We start from the raw sequence: 18,894 nt of genomic DNA, 5'->3' as shown, positions 1-18,894 counted from the left end.
ATTACGACGACGGTGAGCGCGCTGGATACGCGCTCCGGGAGCGAATGCTTCAGGTTACCGGCGGGCCCACCCCCCGAACCAAATCGGTTCAGGGGACAGAGCGGGACCGAGTGTGACGAAGACCTCGACGGACGCCTTGTTGACAACCGTTTCCAGTTTTGTTGAAAATGACTGTCATGAACGTACGACGATCCCGCCGCCTGATACCCGTTGCCGCCGTCACCGCCCTCGGCCTCGGCGCCCTGACCGCGTGCGGCAGCTCCGCCGCCCAGGACAAGGGGAGCGACGGCAAGCTGAGCGTCGTCGCGTCGTTCTATCCGATGCAGTACCTCGCCCAGGAGATCGGCGGCGACCACGTCGACGTCACGAACCTGACCGAGCCCGGCCAGGAGCCGCACGACCTGGAGGTCAGCGCCAAGCAGCGCGCCCAGCTCGAGGAGTCCGACGTCGCCGTCTCCCTGAAGGGCCTGCAGCCCTCCGTGGACGAGGCCATCGACCAGTCGGACATCAAGACGAAGATCGACGCGGGTTCCCTGACCGCCCTTGAGAAGCACGGCACCGAGGTCGACGGCCACGACCACGGGCACGGCGAGGAAACCCACGACGAGGACGCGGCCGACCCGCACATCTGGCTCGACCCGGTGAAGTACGCCGAGGTCGCCGAGGGCGTCGGCAAGGCCCTCCAGAAGGCCGACCCGGACCACGCGGCCGACTACAAGAAGAACACCAAGGCTCTGGTCGGAAAGCTCGACAAGCTGAACACCAAGTTCGAGAAGGGCCTCAAGGACACCAGGTCCTCGACCTTCATCACCACGCACGCCGCCTTCGGCTACCTCGCCGAGCGCTACGGCCTCACCGAGGAGGCCATCAACGGCCTGGACCCGGAGAGCGAGCCCAGCGCCGCCCGCGTCAAGCAGCTCCAGAAGACCGCGAAGGACGACGGGGTGGGCACCGTCTTCTACGAGACGCTCGTCAGCGACAAGACGGCCAGGACCCTCGCGGGCGACGCCAGGCTCAAGACCGATGTGCTCGACCCGATCGAGGGCATCACCGACAAGTCCAAGGGCGACGACTACATCTCGGTCATGGAGTCGAACCTGGCGGCGCTGCAGAAGGCGCTGGGCACCAAGTGACCCCGGAGGAGGGCGACATGGGTGAACGGGAAGCCGTCATCTCGCTGAGCAAGGTGACGGCCGAGCTCGGCGGGCGCCCCGTGCTGCGCGGCATCGACCTCACCGTGCACCGCGGCGAGGTAGTCGCCCTGCTCGGGGCGAACGGGTCCGGCAAGTCCACCGCCATCCGCAGCGTCATCGGGCAGGTCCCGACCACCGGCGGCGGGATCCAGATCTTCGGCACGCCGCGGCGGCGCTTCAAGGACTGGGCGCGCGTGGGCTACGTACCGCAGCGCACGACGGCCGCGGGCGGCGTGCCCGCGACAGTGACCGAGGTCGTCTCCTCGGGCCGCCTCTCGCGCGCGAGGTTCGGGCTGATGCGCAAGGCCGACCGGGAGGCGGTGACCCGCGCCCTCGAACTCGTCGGGATGGCGGACCGCGCGAAGGACTCCGTGGACGCGCTCTCCGGCGGCCAGCACCAGCGCGTGCTGATCGCGCGCGCCCTGGCCGCCGAACCCGAGCTGCTGATCATGGACGAGCCGATGGCGGGCGTCGACCTGGCCAGCCAGGAGATCCTCGCGGCGACGCTGCGCACACAGGTCGCGGCCGGCGCCTCCGTCCTGCTCGTGCTGCACGAACTCGGTCCGCTGGAGCCCCTGATCGACCGCGCGGTCGTCCTGCGCGACGGCTGCGTGCTGCACGACGGCCCGCCCCCGAAGGCCCTCGGCCAGCACGCGCTGCCCGGCCACGACCACGTACACCCGCACACGCACGCGGCCGCCGAACCGATCCGCACAGGACTGCTGAGCTGACATGGAACTTCTCTCCTACGACTTCATGCAGCGGGCACTGCTCGCCGCCGTCCTCGTCGGCATCACCGCCCCGGCCGTCGGCATCTACCTCGTACAGCGCCGCCAGGCCCTGATGGGCGACGGAATCGGCCACGTGGCGATGACGGGCGTCGGCCTCGGCTTCCTGCTCTCGACGTCGCCGGTGTGGATGGCGACCCTGGTCTCCGTGCTCGGCGCCGTGATCATGGAGTTGATCCGCTGGTACGGGAAGACGCGCGGCGACATCGCGCTCGCGATGCTCTTCTACGGAGGCATGGCGGGCGGCGTCATGTTCATCAACCTGGCGCCCGGCGGCTCCAACGCCAACCTCAACTCGTACCTCTTCGGCTCGCTCTCGACGGTGTCGCAGGACGACGTCCTCGCCATCTGCCTGCTCGCTGCCTTCGTCGTGCTCGTGACGGTGGGCCTGCGCAAGCAGCTGTTCGCGGTGAGCCAGGACGAGGAGTTCGCGCGGGTCACGGGCCTGCCGGTGCGCGCCCTCAACCTGCTGATCGCGATCACGGCGGCGGTCACGGTGACGGTGGCGATGCGCGTGGTGGGCCTGCTGCTGGTCTCCGCCCTGATGGTGGTGCCGGTCGCCGCCGCCCAGCAGCTGACCCGCAGTTTCAAGGCGACGTTCGTGATCTCGGTGGCGCTCGGCGTCGCGGTGACGCTCGGCGGCACCGCCACGTCGTACTACCAGGACGTGCCGCCCGGAGCGACGATCGTGCTCCTGACCATCGCGGCCTTCATCGTCCTCGCGCTGCTCGCGAAGCCGCTCGCCCGGTACAGGGCACGATCCGTGCCGGTGCCCGCCGAGTGCCCGATCCCGGAGCAGGCGGCGACTCCTTCCCTTCATGGATGACCCACGCTCGGCGCTGCCTGGCACAATGGCGGCCGTACGTACGTGGCAGGGATGTGAGGAGAAACCCGTGGCAGCCCCGGTTCGAGGCAGGTCGACCCGCCAGCGCGCGGCCGTGGCGGCGGCGCTCGACCAGGTGGACGAGTTCCGCAGCGCGCAGGAGCTGCACGACGTCCTCAAGCACAAGGGTGACTCGGTCGGGCTGACCACGGTCTACCGCACGCTCCAGTCCCTCGCCGACGCCGGCGAGGTCGACGTGCTGCGGACGTCCGAGGGCGAGGCGGTGTACCGCCGCTGCTCCACCGGCGACCATCACCACCACCTGGTCTGCCGCGTCTGCGGCAAGGCCGTGGAGGTGGAGGGCCCCGCCGTGGAGAAGTGGGCGGAGGCGATCGCCTCCGAGCACGGGTACGTGAACGTGGCCCACACGGTGGAGATCTTCGGCACCTGCGCGGAGTGCGCCGCCGGTTGAGCCGTTCATGCCCCGCCGGCGAGTGAGGCGCGGGGTCCGGGGCAGAGCCCCGGGACCGCAACGCCGTCCGGGCGAGCCCTACTTGCCGGCCTCCATCTGAAGCAGCACCTCGTTCGGCGTCGCCCCGCCGAACCGCCGGTCACGGGACGCGTACTCGACGCACGCCCGCCACAGATCCCGGCGGTCGAAGTCCGGCCACAGAACGTCCTGGAAAACCATCTCGGCGTACGCGCTCTGCCACAGAAGGTAGTTGGACGTGCGCTGTTCGCCGCTGGGGCGCAGGAACAGGTCCACGTCAGGCATGTCCGCGTAGTACAGATACTTGGCGAAGGTCTTCTCGCTCACCTTCGACGGGTCGAGCCGCCCCGCCTTCACGTCCTCGGCGAGCGCCTGCGCCGCGTCGGCGATCTCGGCGCGGCCGCCGTAGTTCATGCAGAAGTACAAGGTCAGCTTGTCGTTGTCCTTGGTCTGCTCCTGGGAGATCTCCAGCTCCTTGGCGACCGACTTCCACAGCTTGGGCATGCGCCCCACCCACCGCACGCGGACGCCCAGCTCGTCGAGCTGGTCGCGCGTTTTGCGGATGAAGTCCCGGTTGAAGTTCATGAGGAAGCGGACCTCGTCGGGTGAGCGCTTCCAGTTCTCGGTGGAGAAGGCGTACAGCGAGATGGCGCCGACGCCCTGCTCGATGGCGCCCTGGAGGACGTCGAGAACGCGCTCGGCGCCGACCTTGTGGCCCTCGGTGCGCGGCAGGCCGCGGTCCTTGGCCCAGCGTCCGTTGCCGTCCATCACGATCGCCACGTGCTGGGGCACCAGCTCGCCGGGGATCTTCGGCGGCCGCGCGCCCGACGGGTGCGGTTCGGGCGCTGTGTACTCACGGCGGTTTCGTCCGAGGATTCCGCGACGTGCCATGTTCCGGCCTCTCCCCTAGCTCAGCTCTAGCTTCTCAGCTAGCTTTTCTCTACGTAACGCAGGGAGCGCAGCCCGCGCTCCAGGTGCCAGTGCAGGTAGGCCGACACCAGCCCGTTGCCCTCCCGTACGAACCGTGCCTCACACGTGTCCGCCGTCTCCCAGTCTCCGGTGAGCAGCGCACCGAGCAGGACGAGGGCCTGCGGTGAGGGTACGACGCTGCCCGGTACCCGGCAGTCGACGCAAACCGAGCCGCCCGCGCCGACGGAGAAAAACCGGTTGGGACCGGGCATTCCGCACTTCGCGCAGTCGCCGAAGGTGGGCGCGTAGCCGTTCACCGCGAGCGAGCGCAGCAGGAACGCGTCGAGCACGAGGCCCGGGGCGTGCTCGCCGCGGGCGAGCGTGCGCAGGGCGCCGACCAGGAGCAGGTACTGCTGCACCGCGGGTTCGCCCTCGTGATCGGTGAACCGTTCCGCCGTCTCCAGCATGGCGGTCCCCGAGGTGTACCGGGAGTAGTCCGTCACGATGCCGCCGCCGTACGCGGCGATGGTCTCACTCTGTGTGCAGAGCGGGAGCCCGCGCCCGATCAGCTCGCTGCCCCGCGAGAAGAACTGCACGTCCACGTGGGAGAAGGGTTCGAGCCGGGCGCCGAACTTGGACTTGGTACGCCGCACACCGCGGGCGACGGCGCGCACGCGTCCGTGGTTGCGGGTGAGCAACGTGATGATGCGGTCGGCCTCGCCGAGTTTCTGGGTGCGCAGCACAACCCCGTCGTCACGGAACAGACTCATGCCACTCATTGTCCCTTACGGGCGGAGCGCGTTTGCGGGAACGGGGGCAGTGGCTCGGTCGGATCCTCCAGCCCGCCAGGCCCGGTCCGCGTCGTATATGACCTGCGCCACTCCGCAGGGGCCCGTGCACCGCTCGGGCGGGATCGCGCACGCTGTTCTTCACGGCGTCGGGCCCGTCCCTACGGGACGCACGAACCAGCCGGTCGCGCGACCAGCCCTCGCGGGCGGCTTCGGTGACGTAGAAGTCGCGCTCGGCTGCGGTCTTGGTGCGGCTCATGAGGAGGGCGATGTGGCCCCACGGCAATTGTCCAACAGGCTGTTGGACAATTGAGTCCGGCCAGGTGCGGGCCATCTGCTGCATGTACATGAGGTTGCTGCGCGAGAAGCCGCGCTGGTTCGGGAACGTCGTCTTCAGGTCGGCGGCGAGCCGCGCCACGACCTTCGACCCCCAGCCTCTTCGGCCTGCTGCCGCCGGCCCGCTGGGCGCGCAGGCGCGCGCCGTCGACCGTCTGCGCAGGTGAGAGGCGGTCACCCGGCACGGCACACGCGTGCCCGGCACCACCCGGCGCCGGGCGCTTCCTGCCCGCTCTACGGCACCTCGCCCCGGCTCCTTCTGTTCTCGTACGCCGTCGCCGCGCGCACCCGCTCCGTCGTCGACGCCACGCGCAGCACCTCCGGCGGACAGTCCCACTCGCGCCCGCCCCCGAAGGGCCGCAACTGTACGTACGGCCCCTCGTACCCCATCACTCGTCCCACCTGACCCGTACTCGTGTCGACCGCGTACGAACCGATCGGCGGTTTCATGGCGTAGCGCTCCTGTCGTCCGTGTCCGTGCCTGCGAGGAGTACGGCGGCTAGCCGGGCCGCCGCGTCAACCGAACAACGCCCCAATTCCACCAAGGGACACGGGGCACTCCGTGCGATTGACCCGGGATCGAGGCCGAGCGAGGGCAGCACAATTCCCACTCCGGCAAGTGCGGCTCGCAATGTCTCCACCATTTCCTCGGCTTCCTCCACGCACAGCGCGGCGTGCTTCGATTGTTCCGCCACGTGGCTCCCCTGCCTCATTGGATTTCACGCTTTGCGTCTCCACGCTGGCGCGCTGTCCCTACAGTGGGGAGGGGTCTGCGCACTACAACTGCGGGGCTTGACTTGGGGGTTGGCCATGGCCAAGGGTTCGCGCCAAGCGGCGTGGGAGTTCTTCGGGGTGGAGCTGAAGCGGCGCCGCGAGGACGCGGGGCTCACCCAAGTGGAGTTGGGGATACGGGTATTTGTTTCCGGCGGCTACATCGGCCAATTCGAACAGGCAATTCGCAAGCCGCAGTTGGATGTAGCCCGCAGGATTGACGAGTCACTGCAAACCGACGGTATTTTCGAGCGGATGTGGCGCGGCCTGATTCGCGACCAGCGGTATGCGGACTACTTCGCGCACGTTGCGGACCTGGAACGGTCGGCCACCAAGATTTGTGATTACGCCCCAGCCGTCGTACCCGGGCTCCTCCAGACGCCCGCCTACGCGCGGGCGATCTACTTCGCCAGCAACCCGCTCGTCGCGGAGGAGTACGTCGAGGAAATGGTGCAGGCCCGCATGGACCGTGCCGAGGTGTTGGCGGACCCTACGCGCCCGCTGTACTGGGCGATCCTGCACGAGTCCGTACTGCGCATCCCGGTGGGCGCCCCGGCCGCAACGTCCCAGCAGTTGGACGCCCTTACCGCCGCAGTCCGCGCCCGCAGGGCGATGATCCACGTGTTGCCTTTCTCCGCGGGGGCCCACCCCGCCATGGGGAAGATGATGACGCTCATGGAGTTCGACGACGCCCCTCCGGCCGTCTATACAGAGGGCGTGTTGGCGGGGAACTTGCTGGACGATCCGGCCGCCGTGAAGCGCGCACAGGCGCACTACGATCTGCTCAGGGTCGCCGCGCTGCCGCTGGAGGCGTCCCTCACCATGATCGAGTCGGCCGCAAGGGACTTCGAGAGATGCGCACCTACGAACTGAGCAACGCCCGTTGGCGCAAGAGCAGTTACAGCGGTGGCGACGGCGGCGAGTCCTGCGTCGAGGTCGCCTACGACTTTGTGGGCGCCGCTCGTTGGCGCAAGTCGACGTACAGCAACGGGCATGACGGTGACTGCCTCGAAGTCGCCGACGGAGTCCCCGGTGTCGTGCCTGTCCGGGACTCCAAGGTCGTCGACGGCGACGTCGTCGTCATCGGTGCGGACGCGTGGACCGCGTTCGTGGCCGGGGCCAAGACGAAGGCGTGAGCACGGCGACACCCCGCGGGGCCGAAGCCCCCGGAGGGGGCGGGTGGGTGGGAGATGGCGGCGGCGCCACGACCGGCGGCGGAGCTGACGCGGCGCGTGAGGCACGGTGCCGGCCGGAGCCGAGGCGGAGGCGTAAGCGCGGCGACACCCCGTCGGACCGAAGCCCGGTGGGTGGGAGGTGGCGGCGGCGCCACGACTGGCGGCGGAGCTGACGCGGCGCGTGAGGCACGGTGCCGGCCGGAGCCAAGGCGCAGGCGTGAGCACGGCGATACCCCGTGGGGCCGAAGCCCGGTGAGTGGGAGGTGGCGGCGGCGCCACGACCGGCGGCGGAGCTGACGCGGCGCGTGAGGCACGGTTCTGGCCTGGGCGGAGGCGTAAGCGCGGCGACATCCCGTCGGACCGAAGCCCGGTGGGTGGGGGTTGGTGGCTACTTCGGGGGATGCGTCGCGGCCGTGGGTGGGTGGCGGAGCTGGAGTGTCGCGTGGGTGGCCGCCAGGATGGCCACCGCCGCCAGCACCGCAGGTACCGGTGCCGTCCGCGACACCAGCGTGATGACGTACGGCGTGAACATCCCCACGTACGCCGCCGTCCAGAACTTGGCCGTCCAGCGGGCGAGTTGGTGGGGCGGGGCCAGCGCCGCCGTCCGGGTCAGGCCGTACGCGAGGCTCAGGCCGTAGCCCGCGCCGAGAATCGCCGCCGCCAGCAGGGCGAGAGGGACGTTCGACGTGGCCGCCGCGCCTGCCGCCACCCCCGCGCCCACGGCGATCGCGAGGAGGCCCGGTGTCGCGGTGACGCCGGGCCGGCGCGCCGTCAGCAGACCTGCCCCGGGGACCACCGCGGTCGCGACGCCCGTGAGGATCAGGCCCGCGTGCAGGCTTCCGGGGAGCGTGACGAAGCCGATGGTGGGTGCCGCGAAGATCCAGGGGGCCATCGTGAGGACCTGGCGACGGAACGGGCGCGTACCGGGGTGCGGGCCCGATACGGCCCGCCCCGCGTGGGCGGCCGCGGACCGCGTCTCCGGCTCCCGCGCGGCCAGCGCCCCCGCCGCGACGGCGAGCACCACGTGCGGGACGTACGCCGTCACCATCGGCCACGGCGCCCACTGCGCGATGAGCGCCGCACCGAGGCCACCGGTCGCGAAGCCCGCCGAGACGAAGAGGCCCGAGCGGCGCGGCGAACCGGAGAGTTCCTTGATCCACGCACTGCCCGCCGCGAGCAGCGCGCCCGCGCTGACTCCGGTGAGGAAGCGGCCGGGCAGCAGCAGCCACGTGGCCCAGACACCACCGGCCATCAACAGCAATGTGGAGAGGACGTTCAGCGCCAGGGCCGTGAGCGCCACGACCCGACGGCCCTTCCGGTCGGCCATCGGGCCCGCCACGAGGAGTGCCGGGATGAGCCCCACCACGTACACCGCGAACAGGCCCGTCACCGTCGACTCGCTCAGGCCCAGGTGGCTGCGGTAGGCGCCGAGCAGGGCCGAGAACTGGTTGGCGCTCCAGCCGGACGCCAGCATGATCCAGGCTGCCCGGCCACCTCGGGACACCCTTGGCGACTCCTGCCTCCCGCCCCGCAGCATGGAGTGCCCTCCGGAAAATGTCGCAGTCTTACGTATAACTGCGACATTTTCCTGAGCAGGTGCGGTCGGCGGAGAGGTCGCTGGTGGGGTCTCGGGGCGGGTCATGGCCCCAGTGGTACGTCCCCGATCGTTCGGCGCGCACGGGGCCTTCATGAATCGTGAACGGCCCGTGCCGACCACCCCGCTCTCCGCCTACGCTGGGCGTATGGCGCTTGACCTGCGACTTTTGTCGTCGTTCCTGGCGGTCGTCGAAGAAGGGCACTTCGGGCGGGCCGCCGGGCGGCTGTTTCTGTCGCCGGCCGCCGTCACCCAGCACCTGCAACGCCTGGAGAGCCAGGTCGGCGCACGGCTGCTCGACCGGACGGCGACCCCCGTCGTGCCGACAGCCGCCGGAGTGCGCCTGGCCGGGCACGCGCGCGTCCTGCTCGCCGCCGCGAACGCCGCGCTCGACGACGTGGCGGAGGTCACGGCCCGGGAACCGGAGGCCGGTCGCCCGCTGCGGGTGGGGATCATGGGGCACGGCTCGGCCGAGCTGACCCCGGCCGCCATCAACGCGTACCGGCGGGCCCGCCCCGATGTGAAGGTCGAGATCCGGCAGCTGAACTTCACGGAGCACGTGACCGGGCTCCTGGAGGACCGGGTCGACGTCGCGTTCGTGCGGCCGAGCCCGGACGACGAGCGGGTCGTCGCCGATGTGCTCACCACGGAGCAGCGGATCGTCGTGGTGCCCGAGCGCTCACCGCTCGCGGACGCCCGCGCGACCGGTGTGGGCGTCACGGACGTGGCCGACCTGCCGTTCTTCCGGGTGCCCCGGCACACCCCGCACACGTTCACCGACTACCTGTACTTCGACGACCGGGCGCGGCGCCGCAGCACCGAGTGCGCGCTCACCCCGCAGGAGGTGCTGACCGGCGTGGTGACCGGGCGGGCCGCCGGATCGGGTCTGCGGTCCTTCGCGCGGTACTACGCGTGGCCCGGCGCGGTGTTCGTGCCGGTGCTCGACGCCCCGTGGGAGAGCAGTTACCTCGCGGTGCGGGCGGGCGACGACAACCCGGAGGTACGCATCTTCCGGGCGCTGGCAACGGCCTTGGCGAAGGACCTGGGCCCCATCATCAACGCCCACCCACTGCACGCCGGTTGAGTGCCCACGCCCCCAATCAGAGCCCCTGCGGCGATTGAGCAGCGGGGTCCGGGGCAGAGCCCCGTGGCCTCTGGCACGCCGCCCCGCCGGCCCGCGGCCCCGAACCCCACCCCTCAAAAACCGGAGGGCCCGCGTGCGCACCGCTCTCACACAGGACCAGCGCCACGTCATCCCGCAACGGCCCACCCGTGTGCGCGGCCACCTCCCCGTACAAACGGTCGAGCGCCTCCCACGGCAACGCATGCGCCAGCGCCTCGCGGGCGCGCTCGAAGAGCGGGAACTCCCCGCCCGCCGCGTCCCGTGCCTCCACGAGCCCGTCCGTGTAGAGGAGCAGGCGGTCACCGGACTGCAGCCAGTAGCGGGACTGGGTGGGCTCGCAGCCGAGGCCCAGGGGCAGCGAACAGGCCACCGGAGAGAGGAACTTGGGGTGGACGCCCATCCGCAGGGGCGGCGGATGGCCGCAGTTGACGAGCCTGACCTCGCCCGGCGCGAACTCGGCGAACACGGCCGTGACGAAGTCCTCCGGGCCGAGCACGGGGGCGATACGGGCGTCGAGGCGCACGGCGAGTTCCGTGAGGTCCGGGGTGACGTAGGCGAGGTCGCGGAACCCGTCGGCGGCCGCGGCGTTGACGCACATCGCGTCGAGGCCGTGGCCCCGTACGTCGCCGATGAACACCCGTAGCCCGTACGGGGTGTCCGCCACGGCGTAGACGTCGCCGCCGACCGTGGCCGAGGCGACCGCGCAGTGGTGGCGGGTGTGCACGTTGATGTCGCCGAACCGCGCGTCGACCGGGCGCAGGAGCGCCGCCTGGGTCGCCTGCGCGACCTCGCCGAGCTGGCGCAGCCGGGAGGAACGGGCCGCCGCCCCACGGGCGATCCGGACCGCGGCGAGGCCGCCGACGAGCAGCACGAGGTACTCGACCACGAGCTGCGGGCCGACGTCGGCGTGCCGGACGATGCCCACTGCCACCGCGAGGGCCAGGGCCCAGGCAGCCGTGGCGAGCGTGGCCCGCGCGCCGAGCCGGGTACAGGCCAGGACGGGGCCGATGAGCAGGATCGCGACAGCGGGACGGGCTGGCTGCCAGGCGCCGGCGCAGGCCGCGAGTGCGGCGCACAGACCGAGGAGAGAGACCCACAGCACGTGGGCTCCCCACCGACTTCGTAGCATTCCTCGACCTCGCCGCTCCGCCCGCCCCGCGTGAGTGAACGGCCCACTATGGACCAACACGCCGACCGACGCACTCCGTTGAACCCCATCGGACCGGCAAGGACCGGCAAGGACCGGAACTGGTCACTCTCGGTCGCATTCCGTCCGATATCCGGGGCGAGGCGCGCCGCAGGTGCTCAGCTCGGCGGATCCCGGCGAGTCGGCGCGCCGGGCGGAGCAGACTGTGGGCGTGGAAACCCTGCCCGTCGAGGCCACTCAGTTCATCGGTCGCGAGGCCGAACTCGCGTACCTGGACCAGGAGCTGAGCGACCATCGGCTGCTCACACTCACCGGCGTGGGCGGGGTCGGCAAGACGCGGCTCGCCGCGCGCCTGGCCCTGCGCACGGGCCCGCGCCTGGCGGACGCGGTGTGCTTCGTGCCGCTCTCCCCGCTGCACGACCCGACGCTGCTCGGCAACGTACTCCTGGAGGAACTGCGGCTCGCCGACAACTCGAACGAGGACGCCACCGACGTCGTCGCCCAGTGGCTCGCCGACAAGCGGGTGCTGCTCGTCCTCGACACGTGCGAGCACCTTCTGGACGACTGCGGCCGCCTGGTCCGCAAGCTGCTCGACGTCGCGCCGGGCCTTCGCGTCCTGGCGACGAGCAGGCAGCCGCTGGGGCTCGCCGACGAGCACCGGTTCATGGTCGCGCCGCTGCCCGTCACGGCCGAGGGCGACGAGGGGCGGCCCGGCGACGCGGTCGCGCTCTTCGCCGACCGGGCGGCGCTCGCCTCCCCCTCCTTCCGGCTCGGGCCCGCTGAGCGGGGCGTCGCCGAGGCCGTCTGTCGGCACCTCGACGGCATCCCGCTGGCGATCGAGCTGGCCGCGGCCCGGCTCGCCGAAATCCCCCTGGAGCGACTCGGCTCCCTGCTCGGCGACCGCCTGGACGCGCTGACCGCGGCGGACGGGCACACCGGTCCCCCGCGCCATCGCACACTGCGCGCCACCATGGGCTGGAGCCACGAACTGTGCACGCCGCTCGAACGGTTGCTGTGGGCGCGGCTCTCCGTGTTCAGCGGCGGCTTCGACCCGGCGGGCGCGCGGGTGGTGGGCCGCGGCGGGCCGCTCGGCGAGAACGCGGTCTCCGGGGCGCTCGAAGGACTCGTGGCCAAATCACTGGTGCGGCGCAGGCCCGGCGGGCGCTACGACATGCTCGACACGGTCCGCGAGTTCGGGGCGTCGTGGTTGGAGCGGCTCGGGCCCGAGGAGGTGGCGGGGGCGCGGCGCAGGCACCGGGACTTCCACCTGGAGCTCGCGCGGCGGGCCGACGCGGGCTGGATGGGGCGCGAGCAGGAGCAGTGGTACGAGCGCCTCGTCACCGAGCACCCCAACTTCCGGATGGCGCTCGACTTCTGCCTGGAGACCCGCGACGGGCCGGCCGCGCAGCAACTCTGCGGGCATCTGTGGATCCTCTGGTTCCCCTGCGGGTTCGCCCGCGAGGGCCGGCGGTACGCGGAGGCGGCGCTGGCCCTGTCCGAGCGGCCGGGCCCCGAGTACCTGCTCGGCCTGTGGGCCCGGGCGACGGCGGCGCTCTCGCAGGGCGACACCGAGACGGGCCTGAAGGTGGCGGGGATGTTCCGCGAACGCACGCTGCCCGCGCCCTCACCGGCCCAGGTGATGGCGGCGTCCTATCTGGAGAGCACCTCACTGTGCCTGATGGGGCGGCTGTCGGAGGCCGCCGATGTGCTCGACGCAGCGCCGGACCTGCGGGGATACATCGGGCCCTACGACTCGGCCTGGTGTCTCTCGACGGCCGGACGCGCGCTCGTGCATGTCCTGTCGGGCGAGTTCGCGGAGGCCGCCGTGGTGGCGCGCAGGCTCAAGGAGGAGTGCGGCCGACGGGGCGAACAGTGGTCACACACCTGGGCCAGTTGGGCGGCGGCCCTCGCGGCGAACGGCCAGGGCCGCCCCGACGAGGCCGCGCGGCACGCGCTGGCCACCATCGCGGGCAAGTCCCGGTTCCGCGATCGCGTCGGCGTCGCGCTGGCGGTCGAGGCCCTGGCCTCCTCACTGAGTACGCTCGGCGAAACCCGGCGCGCCGCCCGGCTGCTCGGCATCGCCCAGCGCATGTGGCACGGCCTCGGCCGCCCCCAGCTCGGCTCCCCCGACCTCGTGGCCACGCGGCACCGCACCGAGCACCGCATCCGGGAGACGCTCGGCGACCGCGCGTACGACGAGCAGTACGCGGCGGGCCTCGAAATGGACACCGCGGACGGCATCGCCTACAGCCTGGCCACGGAAACCGGTGTCGACACCCGCTGACCGCGCACCCGCCCCGCTACGCTCGCCCGCATGATCACAGGAGCGCACACCGTCCTCTACTCCTCCGACGCGGATGCCGACCGGGCCTTCCTCCGGGACGTCCTCGGTTTCCCGCACGTCGACGCCGGGGGCGGCTGGCTGATCTTCACGGCGCCGCCCTCCGAGATCGCGGTGCACCCGACGGAGGGCGCGCCCAAGCACGAGCTGATGCTGATGTGCGACGACGTGGACCGCACGATCGCCGAACTGAAGGACAAGGGCGTCGAGTTCACGTCCCCCGTCCAGGACCAGCGCTGGGGCCGCCTCACGTCGCTGCGCCTGCCGGGCGGCGGCGAGATGGGCCTGTACGAGCCGCTGCACCCGACGGCACACTCCTAACCCGACGGGGCCACGAGCCCCGACTCGTACGCGGCGATCACCAACTGCGCCCGGTCCCGCGCGGCCAGCTTGCCCATGATCCGGCTGACGTGGGTCTTGGCGGTGAGCGGGCTGAGCCCGAGCGTCTCGGCGATCTCGGAGTTGTTGAGCCCACGCGCGACGAGCGCGAGCACCTGGCGCTCGCGCTCCGACAGTTGACCGAGAGCGCCGGCCGTCGACGGCGCGGGCACCTCCGGGGCGCGCAGCACACGGGCGATGAGCCGGGCGGTGGGCCCCGGCGACAGCAGCGAATCGCCCGCGGCCACGATCCGTATGGCATCGAGGAGTTCGGCGGGTCTGGTGTCCTTCACGAGAAACCCGGAGGCACCGGCGCGCAACGCCTCGACCACGTGCTCATCGGTGTCGTACGTGGTCAGCACCAGTACCTTCACGCCTGCCAGGTCCTCATCGGCGGCGAGCAGCCGGGTCGCCTCGATGCCGTCGAGATCGGGCATCCGGATGTCCATGACGACCACATCGGCCCGCGCTTCCCGAGCCGACGCTACAGCCTCCCGCCCGGTCCCGGCCTGCCCCACCACGTCCATGTCTCCGGCGGACTCGACAAGCATGGCGAAGGCGGCCCGAACGAGCGTCTGATCATCAGCAAGCAGCACACGAATGGAACTCACCGGCCACTCCCTTCCGCGGGGGCCGGGGCGGAGCCGGATGACGTCAACGGCAGGCTGGCCCGAACCTCGAACCCACCCGCGGCCCGCGGCCCCGCCTCCAGCACACCCCCCACACTCCGCGCCCGCTCCCGCATCCCCACCAACCCGAACCCCGGCGCGGCGGCCTCATCCAGATCCACACCGCTCCCCATCCCGTCGTCCACCACGGAAACCTCCACCACCCCGGGAGCCGCGCGCAGCGCAACCCGCACCGACAGACCCGCCCCACCGTGCCGCACCGCGTTGGTCAACGCCTCCTGAACGATCCGGTACGCCGCCGCGCCCACCACCGCCGGCACCGCGGAATCCTCAAGGTCGCACCGCACCGAAACCCCCGACGCACGCGCCGCCTCCGCCAACTCCGGTATCCCGTCCACCCCCGGCAACGGCCCCCGCGCATCGTCCGGCGACGACCGCAACACCTCAAGTGTGGCGCGGAGTTCGCCCCGCGCCGCCCGACACGTGTCCGCGATGTCGTCGAGCGCCTTGGCGACGGTGGCCCGGTCGAGCCGCTCGGGATCCGCGTTCAGGACATGCGCCGCGACGGACGTCTGCACGCCGACCAGGGTGATGCTGTGCGCGAGCAGATCGTGCAGATCGCGCGCCACCCGCAACCGCTCCTCCGCGACCCGCCGCCGCGCCTCCTCCTCCCGCGTCCGCTCTGCCCGCTCGGCCCGTTCCACGACGGAGGCGAGGTACTGCCGGTGCACCCGCGCGTACACGCCGAAGAGGACGACGGTGACGATCCAGCCGGAGACCCGCAGCGCCTGCGCCCCCTCGGCCATGCCGTGGCTGAACTTCACGAGGAGCATCAGCCCGATGACGGCGGAGCCGACGAGCACGGACCGCAGCGGCCGCCCCGTCCGGGCGACGGTGAACAGGCTGACCAGGGAGACGGCCACCGGCGCCGAATCGGTGAAGCCCATCGCGTGGTACGGAACGACGAACGCGGCCACGCCGAGCAGCGACAGGAGCGGGGCACGCCGCCGCCAGAGCGCCGGAACGTGCGCGGCGAGCAGCAACACCCAGCCGACGGCGTTCAGTTGGCGGCCGTCGGCCCGCACGATGAGCGCGAGAACCACGGCACCGGCCGCCAGCACCGCGGCGAGCACCGCGTCCTGGCGGAACACGCGGCCGGGGTCCGGCGGCCCGGCAGGACGCACGGGCCCCGGGACGACCCCGGGCATCAGGAACAGTCGTTGGACGTCCACCGGTTCATCTTCCGTCAGGGAGACGCCCCTCCGGGAGGGAGGAGCGTCCTGGTGTGCGTTTCAGGGGGTGCGGGTGAGGGCGGGTTCCTCGGCCGGCGGGGCGGCGGGCGCCCCGGGCAGCCGCCGGGACAGCGGCCCGGGCCACCACACCTTGCGGCCGAGCGCGTAGGACGCCGACGTCACGAGGTATGTCCGTACGAGGAAGGTGTCGAGGAGCACCCCGACCGCGATCACGAAGCCCAGCTCGACGAGTTGGACCAGCGGCATGCTGGTGAGCACGGCGAACGTGGCCGCGAGCACCAGGCCCGCCGACGCGATGACCGCCCCGGTCGTCCGCAGCGCGGTGAGCGCCGCCGCCCCGGTCGGCGCCCCGCCGAGCACCTCCTCCCGCATCCGGTGCATCAGGAAGATCCCGTAGTCCACGCCGAGGGCGACGAGGAAGACGAAGGACAGCAGCCCGAGCCCCGGATCGGTGCCCTCGAAGCCGAACAGCGGCCCGAAGACGAGCCCGCCGATGCCGAGCGCCGCTCCCCACACCGCGACCACGGCGGCGAGCAGCAGCAGCGGCGCGACCAGGCTGCGCAGCAGGACGACCAGGATCAGCAGCACGGCGGCGAGCACGATCGGCACGACGACGAGCCGGTCGCGGGCGTTGGTGTCCTTCAGGTCGAGTTGCTCGGCGCTCGGCCCGCCGACGTAGGCGCCCCGCCCGTCGAGCCCGTCGCGCAGCGCCTCGATGGTGGCGGTCTCGGCGGCGGTCTGCGGCGCGGCCTTCGCGACCACGTTGATCTCGGTCCAGCCGCTGCCGCTGCGCCCGCGCGTGACGTCGGTGACGCCGTCGGTGTCGCGCGCGGTCGCGACCGCCTCGGTGGCCTTTCCGGTGGGCGCGATGACGGTGATCGGCTGGCTGCTGGCCTCCGGATAGGCGGCGGCGAGGGTCCGCATCGCGACGACCGAGTCCGGCCTGTCGGTGAAGGAGTCCTCCTGCTTGAGGCTGCCGGGCAGCGCGAAGGCTCCCAGCGCGAGCGCCCCGAGCAGTACGGCGCCGACGCCCAGCACGGTGAGCGGCCTGCGCCCCGCCGACGAGCCCATCGCCGTGAACAGCGACCTGCGCTCCTTGGGCCGCGAGCCGAACGCGGGCACCAGCGGCCAGAACACCCGCCGCCCGAGCAGCACGAGCACGGCGGGCAGCAGCGTCAGCATGGCGACGAGCGCGCACAGCACGCCGACGGCCCCCAACGGGCCCATGCCGCGGCTCGAATTGAGGTCGGCGGCGAGCAGGCAGAGCAGCCCGGCGGCGACGGTCGCTGACGAGGCGAGCACGGCGGGCCCGCAGCCGCGCAGAGCCGCCCGCATGGCGTCGTAGGGCCGCTCGAACCTCCGCAGCTCCTCCCGGTACCGGGCCACGATGAGCAGCGCGTAGTCGGTTCCCGCGCCGAAGACGAGGATCGTCATCACGCCCTGGCTCTGCCCGCTGATCGTGGTCCCGAAGGCCTGGTTGAGGCCGTACGCGACGCCCATCGACAGGAAGTCGGCGACCCCGGCGACGGCGAGCGGCACGAGCCACAGGAACGGGCTGCGGTAGATCAGGATCAGCAGCAGCGCGACGACGGCCACGGTGGTGTAGAGCAGCGGCCCGTCGAGCGACTGGTACACCTCGGACGCGTCGGTGGCCAGCGCTCCGGGCCCGCCGACGTCGACGCTCAGCCCGGCGCCGGTGTCATGGGCGAGGTCCCGTACGTCGTTGACGAACGCGTCCCGGGCCTTCTCGTCCTGCCCCGGGCCGGTGCTGGCGACGGGGTACATCACCGTGTCACCGCTCCTGGACGGCACCCCTTCCGGTGTCCGTACGAGGCTCAACTTCCGGTCGATGTCAGCCACTTGCTCCGCAGCTGCCGCGCGGTCGGCGGAGCTGAGCCCGCCTTCCCGGTGGTACACGAGCACCAGCTCGGTGGTCTCGCCGCCCGGCAGCCGGTCCTGGATCTTCGCGACCTGCGTCGAGTCGGCGCTCGCGGGCAGATAGTCGACGGCCCGGTTGTGCTGTACGTCGCCGAGCTTGCCGGCGAAGGGGCCCGCGAGGGCGAGCACGGCGACCCACAACGCGAGCACCCCCCAGGGAACCGCGATCCGCCTCATGGGTTGACCCCTCTCTGGTATCGAAATCCAACGTGTCCAGATTCCGACCCAGGGGGGCCCGATACGTCGACCGCGGGGCCGAGTTGAGGTGTACTGCGCGGGGCGTCATGGCCGGGGCGCTACTCCCCGGGGAGTAGCGCGGGTGGGCAAATCAAGCCCCTGCGGCGATTGAGCAGCGGGGTCCGGGGCGGAGCCCCGAGACGTGGGATCAGCTCGGCGTACGCGCAGCGACAACCAGAAGCTCTCCGACCTCATCCGTGCACAAGGTCAACGCCGCCCCCACCGTGCCAAGAACATCCCTCTCCCCCGCCGAATACATCCCGTCCGCGAGCGCGATCCGCGCTCCCTGCAGCAGGATCGACTCCCGCCCCGCCGGGGCGAGATGCTGCGCGAGCGGATCGAGCGCCTCGTGCAGCTCTATGGCGAGCCCGGCCCCCGCCCCGCACTGCTCGGCGACCCGCCCCGCGTCGGTCACCAAGGCCTCGACGAGCGCGGCGAGTTGCTCCTCGCAGGTGTCCTCGAACCCGGCGTCCCGCAACGTGACCACCGCGCATTCGAGGGCCGAAGGCGACGTGCCGCCGCCCGCGAGCACCGCGAGCACCACCGTGTGCACGGCGTCCCGGAGCATCGCCGAGAAGCGGCGCGTGGTCGGGTGGTCGAGCGCGTCCGTGCCGAACCGGCCCTCGCAGGCCGCGCATTGGACGACCGGGCCCGCCTGGCCGCGCGGCACGACGGGAACACCGAGCAGGACCAACCGACGTTTCCCGGTCCGCCGTTGGTAGTTGCGGTCGCCGCCGCAGCCCGGACAGAAGAACTCGCCGTCGCCCACGGTGGTCCATATGGTGTGCACCCCGAACACTCGCGAGAGCCCGGTCAGTCCCATGCGTCCATGATTCGGCAGCACGTCGCACACCTCCCGTCGTGGCGCCGCATCATCGCGGCGTTGGCGTGATGTTAGCCACATTGTTGATGCGGCGTCAGTACCTTGGTCACGCCGAGGTCACGGAAGTTCTCGCTCCTGGCCGGGACACGACGCGGCCC

At 71.7% G+C, this 18,894-nt stretch carries 20 protein-coding genes; 10 read left to right on the top strand and 10 right to left on the bottom strand.

Annotation, left to right across the window (positions count from 1 at the left end):
- The first annotated feature begins 176 nt into the window (after positions 1–176).
- The 4 genes from OKJ99_RS39390 to OKJ99_RS39375 all read left to right on the top strand — a co-directional run bounded on the left by OKJ99_RS39390 (position 177) and on the right by OKJ99_RS39375 (position 3,276).
- Complete coding sequence (locus OKJ99_RS39390; RefSeq protein ID WP_326023244.1) at positions 177–1,133, top strand: metal ABC transporter substrate-binding protein; 957 nt, start codon at positions 177–179, stop codon at positions 1,131–1,133.
- Positions 1,134–1,150: 17 nt separating this feature from the next.
- A complete protein-coding gene (locus tag OKJ99_RS39385) occupies positions 1,151–1,924 on the top strand; it encodes a metal ABC transporter ATP-binding protein (protein ID WP_326023243.1) in 774 nt (257 codons plus the stop codon).
- 1 nt (position 1,925) lies between these two features.
- On the top strand, positions 1,926–2,807 hold the full coding sequence (locus tag OKJ99_RS39380; RefSeq protein ID WP_326023242.1) for a metal ABC transporter permease: 882 nt from the start codon (positions 1,926–1,928) through the stop codon (positions 2,805–2,807).
- 67 nt (positions 2,808–2,874) lie between these two features.
- Positions 2,875–3,276 carry a Fur family transcriptional regulator gene (locus OKJ99_RS39375; protein WP_326023241.1) on the top strand — a complete coding sequence of 134 codons (402 nt, stop codon included), beginning with the start codon at positions 2,875–2,877 and terminating at the stop codon, positions 3,274–3,276.
- 78 nt (positions 3,277–3,354) lie between these two features.
- On the opposite strand, the gene OKJ99_RS39370 is transcribed toward OKJ99_RS39375, so the two are convergent.
- Genes OKJ99_RS39370 through OKJ99_RS39360 form a run of 3 tightly spaced genes read right to left on the bottom strand, consistent with a single transcriptional unit; the run spans position 3,355 to position 5,409 of the window.
- Positions 3,355–4,185 carry an isoprenyl transferase gene (locus tag OKJ99_RS39370; protein ID WP_326023240.1) on the bottom strand — a complete coding sequence of 277 codons (831 nt, stop codon included), beginning with the start codon at positions 4,183–4,185 and terminating at the stop codon, positions 3,355–3,357.
- A 38-nt stretch (positions 4,186–4,223) separates the two neighbouring features.
- Complete coding sequence (gene recO, locus OKJ99_RS39365; protein ID WP_326023239.1) at positions 4,224–4,973, bottom strand: DNA repair protein RecO; 750 nt, start codon at positions 4,971–4,973, stop codon at positions 4,224–4,226.
- On the bottom strand, positions 4,957–5,409 hold the full coding sequence (locus OKJ99_RS39360; RefSeq protein WP_326023238.1) for a DUF1016 N-terminal domain-containing protein: 453 nt from the start codon (positions 5,407–5,409) through the stop codon (positions 4,957–4,959). Before OKJ99_RS39360 ends, recO begins: the two co-directional genes overlap by 17 nt.
- On the opposite strand from OKJ99_RS39360, the gene OKJ99_RS39355 reads away from it, so the two are divergent.
- On the top strand, positions 5,333–5,494 hold the full coding sequence (locus OKJ99_RS39355) for a hypothetical protein (RefSeq protein WP_326023433.1): 162 nt from the start codon (positions 5,333–5,335) through the stop codon (positions 5,492–5,494). The genes OKJ99_RS39360 and OKJ99_RS39355 overlap by 77 nt on opposite strands.
- Before the next feature lie 67 nt (positions 5,495–5,561).
- Here OKJ99_RS39355 and OKJ99_RS39350 read toward each other — a convergent pair whose 3' ends face one another.
- The gene (locus OKJ99_RS39350) at positions 5,562–5,777 is read right to left on the bottom strand and encodes a hypothetical protein (RefSeq protein ID WP_326023237.1); all 216 of its coding nucleotides are present in this window, start codon (positions 5,775–5,777) and stop codon (positions 5,562–5,564) included.
- 360 nt (positions 5,778–6,137) lie between these two features.
- Between OKJ99_RS39350 and OKJ99_RS39340 the strand changes: the two genes are divergently transcribed.
- Together OKJ99_RS39340 and OKJ99_RS39335 are read left to right on the top strand one after the other, a co-directional pair.
- Entirely contained in the window at positions 6,138–6,971 is an 834-nt protein-coding gene (locus tag OKJ99_RS39340; RefSeq protein WP_326023234.1) for a helix-turn-helix domain-containing protein, read from the top strand.
- On the top strand, positions 6,953–7,234 hold the full coding sequence (locus OKJ99_RS39335; protein ID WP_326023233.1) for a DUF397 domain-containing protein: 282 nt from the start codon (positions 6,953–6,955) through the stop codon (positions 7,232–7,234). The genes OKJ99_RS39340 and OKJ99_RS39335 overlap by 19 nt, the downstream gene beginning before the upstream one ends.
- A 427-nt stretch (positions 7,235–7,661) precedes the next feature.
- Here OKJ99_RS39335 and OKJ99_RS39330 read toward each other — a convergent pair whose 3' ends face one another.
- Positions 7,662–8,777, bottom strand: coding sequence for an MFS transporter (locus tag OKJ99_RS39330; protein ID WP_326023232.1), 1,116 nt, complete (start codon positions 8,775–8,777; stop codon positions 7,662–7,664).
- A gap of 238 nt (positions 8,778–9,015) precedes the next feature.
- Here OKJ99_RS39330 and OKJ99_RS39325 point away from each other — a divergent pair, with 238 nt between their 5' ends.
- Positions 9,016–9,951 (top strand): LysR family transcriptional regulator, encoded by a 936-nt coding sequence (locus tag OKJ99_RS39325; RefSeq protein WP_326023231.1) that lies wholly within the window; start codon positions 9,016–9,018, stop codon positions 9,949–9,951.
- A 16-nt stretch (positions 9,952–9,967) separates the two neighbouring features.
- On the opposite strand, the gene OKJ99_RS39320 is transcribed toward OKJ99_RS39325, so the two are convergent.
- Positions 9,968–11,092, bottom strand: a complete 1,125-nt coding sequence (locus tag OKJ99_RS39320; protein ID WP_326023230.1) for a PP2C family protein-serine/threonine phosphatase — start codon at positions 11,090–11,092, stop codon at positions 9,968–9,970.
- A gap of 256 nt (positions 11,093–11,348) precedes the next feature.
- Between OKJ99_RS39320 and OKJ99_RS39315 the strand changes: the two genes are divergently transcribed.
- Both OKJ99_RS39315 and OKJ99_RS39310 read left to right on the top strand, forming a co-directional pair.
- The gene (locus OKJ99_RS39315) at positions 11,349–13,421 is read left to right on the top strand and encodes an ATP-binding protein (RefSeq protein WP_326023229.1); all 2,073 of its coding nucleotides are present in this window, start codon (positions 11,349–11,351) and stop codon (positions 13,419–13,421) included.
- 30 nt (positions 13,422–13,451) lie between these two features.
- Positions 13,452–13,799: a VOC family protein gene (locus OKJ99_RS39310; protein WP_326023228.1), complete on the top strand. Its 348-nt coding sequence runs from the start codon at positions 13,452–13,454 to the stop codon at positions 13,797–13,799.
- Here OKJ99_RS39310 and OKJ99_RS39305 read toward each other — a convergent pair.
- The 4 genes from OKJ99_RS39305 to OKJ99_RS39290 form a co-directional block, all read right to left on the bottom strand.
- The gene (locus tag OKJ99_RS39305) at positions 13,796–14,467 is read right to left on the bottom strand and encodes a response regulator transcription factor (RefSeq protein ID WP_326023227.1); all 672 of its coding nucleotides are present in this window, start codon (positions 14,465–14,467) and stop codon (positions 13,796–13,798) included. The two genes, OKJ99_RS39310 and OKJ99_RS39305, sit on opposite strands and share 4 nt — an antisense overlap.
- Complete coding sequence (locus OKJ99_RS39300; RefSeq protein ID WP_326023226.1) at positions 14,464–15,717, bottom strand: sensor histidine kinase; 1,254 nt, start codon at positions 15,715–15,717, stop codon at positions 14,464–14,466. Before OKJ99_RS39300 ends, OKJ99_RS39305 begins: the two co-directional genes overlap by 4 nt.
- A 60-nt stretch (positions 15,718–15,777) precedes the next feature.
- Complete coding sequence (locus OKJ99_RS39295) at positions 15,778–17,853, bottom strand: MMPL family transporter (RefSeq protein ID WP_326023225.1); 2,076 nt, start codon at positions 17,851–17,853, stop codon at positions 15,778–15,780.
- Positions 17,854–18,061: 208 nt separating this feature from the next.
- Entirely contained in the window at positions 18,062–18,757 is a 696-nt protein-coding gene (locus OKJ99_RS39290) for a tellurite resistance TerB family protein (protein ID WP_407700851.1), read from the bottom strand.
- Positions 18,758–18,894: the final 137 nt, after the last annotated feature.

The organism is Streptomyces endophyticus, assembly GCF_035798155.1.
Classification (GTDB): Bacteria; Actinomycetota; Actinomycetes; order Streptomycetales; family Streptomycetaceae; genus Streptomyces; species Streptomyces endophyticus.
The sequence above is the reverse complement of the archived record's forward strand: the minus strand, read 5'-3'. Positions and strand labels throughout refer to the sequence as shown.

What these genes read in the sequence shown, in the direction of transcription:
- OKJ99_RS39390 (WP_326023244.1), top strand. Translation starts at nt 177, where the DNA reads ATGAACGTACGACGATCCCGCCGCCTGATACCCGTTGCCGCCGTCACC.
- OKJ99_RS39385 (WP_326023243.1), top strand. Translation starts at nt 1,151, where the DNA reads ATGGGTGAACGGGAAGCCGTCATCTCGCTGAGCAAGGTGACGGCCGAG.
- OKJ99_RS39380 (WP_326023242.1), top strand. Translation starts at nt 1,926, where the DNA reads ATGGAACTTCTCTCCTACGACTTCATGCAGCGGGCACTGCTCGCCGCC.
- OKJ99_RS39370 (WP_326023240.1), bottom strand. Translation starts at nt 4,185, where the DNA reads ATGGCACGTCGCGGAATCCTCGGACGAAACCGCCGTGAGTACACAGCG.
- recO (WP_326023239.1), bottom strand. Translation starts at nt 4,973, where the DNA reads ATGAGTCTGTTCCGTGACGACGGGGTTGTGCTGCGCACCCAGAAACTC.
- OKJ99_RS39355 (WP_326023433.1), top strand. Translation starts at nt 5,333, where the DNA reads ATGTACATGAGGTTGCTGCGCGAGAAGCCGCGCTGGTTCGGGAACGTC.
- OKJ99_RS39350 (WP_326023237.1), bottom strand. Translation starts at nt 5,777, where the DNA reads ATGAAACCGCCGATCGGTTCGTACGCGGTCGACACGAGTACGGGTCAG.
- OKJ99_RS39340 (WP_326023234.1), top strand. Translation starts at nt 6,138, where the DNA reads ATGGCCAAGGGTTCGCGCCAAGCGGCGTGGGAGTTCTTCGGGGTGGAG.
- OKJ99_RS39335 (WP_326023233.1), top strand. Translation starts at nt 6,953, where the DNA reads ATGCGCACCTACGAACTGAGCAACGCCCGTTGGCGCAAGAGCAGTTAC.
- OKJ99_RS39325 (WP_326023231.1), top strand. Translation starts at nt 9,016, where the DNA reads ATGGCGCTTGACCTGCGACTTTTGTCGTCGTTCCTGGCGGTCGTCGAA.
- OKJ99_RS39310 (WP_326023228.1), top strand. Translation starts at nt 13,452, where the DNA reads ATGATCACAGGAGCGCACACCGTCCTCTACTCCTCCGACGCGGATGCC.
- OKJ99_RS39295 (WP_326023225.1), bottom strand. Translation starts at nt 17,853, where the DNA reads ATGAGGCGGATCGCGGTTCCCTGGGGGGTGCTCGCGTTGTGGGTCGCC.